Origin of the sequence: Rhizobacter sp. (assembly GCF_035702065.1) — a bacterium.
Taxonomy (GTDB): Bacteria; Pseudomonadota; Gammaproteobacteria; order Burkholderiales; family Burkholderiaceae_C; genus Rhizobacter.
This window is the reverse complement of the sequence record NZ_DASSRA010000278.1, coordinates 1-2,419: the sequence shown is the minus strand read 5'-3', so window position 1 is coordinate 2,419 and position 2,419 is coordinate 1. Positions and strand designations below refer to the sequence as shown.

The 2,419-nt window shown below is 69.8% G+C and carries 4 protein-coding genes; 3 read left to right on the top strand and 1 reads right to left on the bottom strand.

Going from position 1 to position 2,419, the window contains the following annotated elements:
• From VFL64_RS12635 to VFL64_RS12625, 3 genes are all read left to right on the top strand, one after another.
• A partial coding sequence (locus VFL64_RS12635) for a sensor histidine kinase (RefSeq protein ID WP_489540732.1) occupies positions 1–488 on the top strand: 488 nt, incomplete at its 5' end.
• Positions 485–1,228 carry a LytR/AlgR family response regulator transcription factor gene (locus tag VFL64_RS12630; RefSeq protein ID WP_489540731.1) on the top strand — a complete coding sequence of 248 codons (744 nt, stop codon included), beginning with the start codon at positions 485–487 and terminating at the stop codon, positions 1,226–1,228. The genes VFL64_RS12635 and VFL64_RS12630, both read left to right, overlap by 4 nt.
• Complete coding sequence (locus VFL64_RS12625) at positions 1,225–1,938, top strand: head GIN domain-containing protein (protein ID WP_489540730.1); 714 nt, start codon at positions 1,225–1,227, stop codon at positions 1,936–1,938. Before VFL64_RS12630 ends, VFL64_RS12625 begins: the two co-directional genes overlap by 4 nt.
• Positions 1,939–1,964: 26 nt before the next feature.
• Here VFL64_RS12625 and VFL64_RS12620 read toward each other — a convergent pair whose 3' ends face one another.
• Entirely contained in the window at positions 1,965–2,363 is a 399-nt protein-coding gene (locus VFL64_RS12620; protein ID WP_489540729.1) for an Hsp20/alpha crystallin family protein, read from the bottom strand.
• Between the last annotated feature and the right edge of the window lie 56 nt (positions 2,364–2,419).

Sequence of the window (2,419 nt, the reverse complement as noted above, 5' to 3'; positions counted from 1 at the left end):
GCATGCTGCGCTATGTGCTCGACAGCAAGCGCAGCGCAACCGACCGCGTGCCGCTGTCCAGCGAGATCGAGTTCGTGCGCGACTACCTCGCGCTGGAGAGCCTGCGCCTGGGCACGCGCCTGCAGGTCGACTGGCAGCTCGACCCGTCCACGCTGCAGGACGAGATCCCGCCGCTCAGCCTGCAGCCGCTGGTGGAGAACAGCGTGCAGCACGGCGTGGCGCCGCGCCGCCAAGGCGGCCTCATCAGCATCCGCAGCGGCCACAACGCCATGAACCAGGGCCTCGAGCTGAGCGTGGAAGACGACGGCCCCGGCTGCGACCCCGCCCAGCTGGAAGAACAACCCGCCGCCGACAAGCACACCCGCCGCGGCGTGGGCCTGGCTGCACTGCGTCGCCGCTTCGCCCTCGACTACGACGGCCAGGCCCGCCTCAGCGTGCGCACCGCCCCCGGCGCGGGCTTTCGCGTCGACCTGTGGATACCGCAATGACCCCTCCCACCACCGTTCTCATCGCCGAAGACGAACCCCTCGCCGCCGAGGCGCTGGCCGACTGGGTGGCGCAGATGCCGCAACTCGAGCTGGTGGCCACCTGCGCCGACGGCGAGACGGCGCTGGCGCAAATCCGCGCCCTGCAGCCCGGCCTGGTGCTGATGGACATCAACATGCCGGGCCTCACCGGCCTGCAGGTGCTCAAGGCCCTGGCCGAAGACGACCAGCAGCCGGCGGTGATCTTCACCACCGCCTACGACGAGCACGCCCTCACCGCCTTCGAGTTGCACGCGGTGGACTACCTGCTCAAGCCTTTCAGCCACGAGCGCTTCGTCGAGGCGGTGACGCACGCGCTGCAGTCCAGCCCCCCACCCCTGGCCGAAGCGGTCGCCGCGCTGCAGCCGGCCAGCGAGCCGCTCACGCGCGTGCTGGTGCGCGACCAGGGCAAGATCTTTCCGCTGATGGTGGACACCATCGAGTACCTGCGCGCCGACCACAAGTACACCCTGCTGGTGAGCCGCGGCCGCAGCTTCCTGGTGCGCCTGCCCATCGCGAGCTTCGAGCAGCAGCTCGACCCGGCGCGCTTTCTGCGCCTGCACCGCAGCTGCATCGTCAACCTCGACTTCGTCGACTCGATGACGCCCGACGAAAGCTCGCAGCTGGTGGTGCAGATGCGTGACGGCGCCCGCATGACGGCCTCGCGCGAGGTGTCCAAGAAGCTGAGGGAGCAATCGCTGTGAGCACACTGAACCGACTCGGGGCCGGGCTGTTGCTGGTGCTGGCCGCCACCGGCGCCCTGGCAGCACCCGAAAGCCGCGTCTACACCCCGGGCCCCTTCGAGCGGCTGGAAGTCGATGGTTCCGCCGAGATCAAGCTGGTCCAGGGAGACCGGGACCAGATCATCGTGCCCGGTGGCGACGAGGTCCAGCAGCTGCTGGAGATCCGCCTCAGCGGCAACCGGCTGCGCATCAACCCCGGTGGAGGCTGGAAGTTCTGGAACAGCGCGCGGCTGCAGATCGAGGTGCAGATGCGCCAGCCCACCCACGTGACCCTCTCGGGCAACAGCGATCTGCATGCAGCCGGCCCGATCAAGGGCGAGGAGCTCCTGGTCAGCATCTCCGGGGCCGGCCTGGCGCGCTTCGACGAGTTGAACGTGGGCCGCCTTCGCCTCGACATCTCCGGCGCCGGCGACGCGCAACTGGCCGGCCAGGTCGACAACCTGAGCCTCGGCGTCTCGGGCAAGGGCAAGGTGCTGGCCGAGCCCCTGCGCGTGCGGTCGGCCAGCGTCACCATCAGTGGCGTGGGCAACGCGAGCCTGTGGGTGACCGAGAACCTGCGCGTGAGCGTCTCAGGCATCGGCAGCGTCGACTACTGGGGCCAGCCCAGCGTGAAGCGGTCCATCTCGGGCGTGGGCAACGTCACCGCGCGCGGCGACAAGCAGCCCCGCTGAGGCAGCTTGTCGCCCGGGCCGAGAGCTCAGCTGAGCTTCACGTCGATGCGGCGCGGCTTGGCATGCTCGGCCTTGGGGATGCGCAGCGTCAGCACGCCATGGGCCAGCTCGGCCGAGATGCGCTCGGTGTCGAGCTCCTTGCTCAGCGTGAAGACGCGGTGGAAGCGCCCCGAGCCCACCTCGGTGTGGCTGGACTGCAGGCCCTCCGGCAGCGCCAGGCCCGTCTCGGCCTCGATGCTGAGGGTCTCACCGTCCACGTTGAGCTGCAGCTTGTCGCGCGGCACGCCGGGCAGGTCGGCATACAGAGTGATGCCGGTGGCGTCCTCGAACACGTCGACGGGTGGCACCAGCGCGGTGTCGCCGTAGCGGGCGCCGTCCTGGCGGGCCGGTTCGCGTGCGGTGGGGGTGGTCTGGATGTCGTTCATGTTCGTTCCTCCTGGTCACTGAATGGCAATGCGCCGGGGCTGGGCCGATTCGCGCC

Excerpts from the sequence above, each read along its gene's own strand:
- VFL64_RS12630 (WP_489540731.1), top strand. The coding sequence starts at position 485 with ATGACCCCTCCCACCACCGTTCTCATCGCCGAAGACGAACCCCTCGCC.
- VFL64_RS12620 (WP_489540729.1), bottom strand. The coding sequence starts at position 2,363 with ATGAACGACATCCAGACCACCCCCACCGCACGCGAACCGGCCCGCCAG.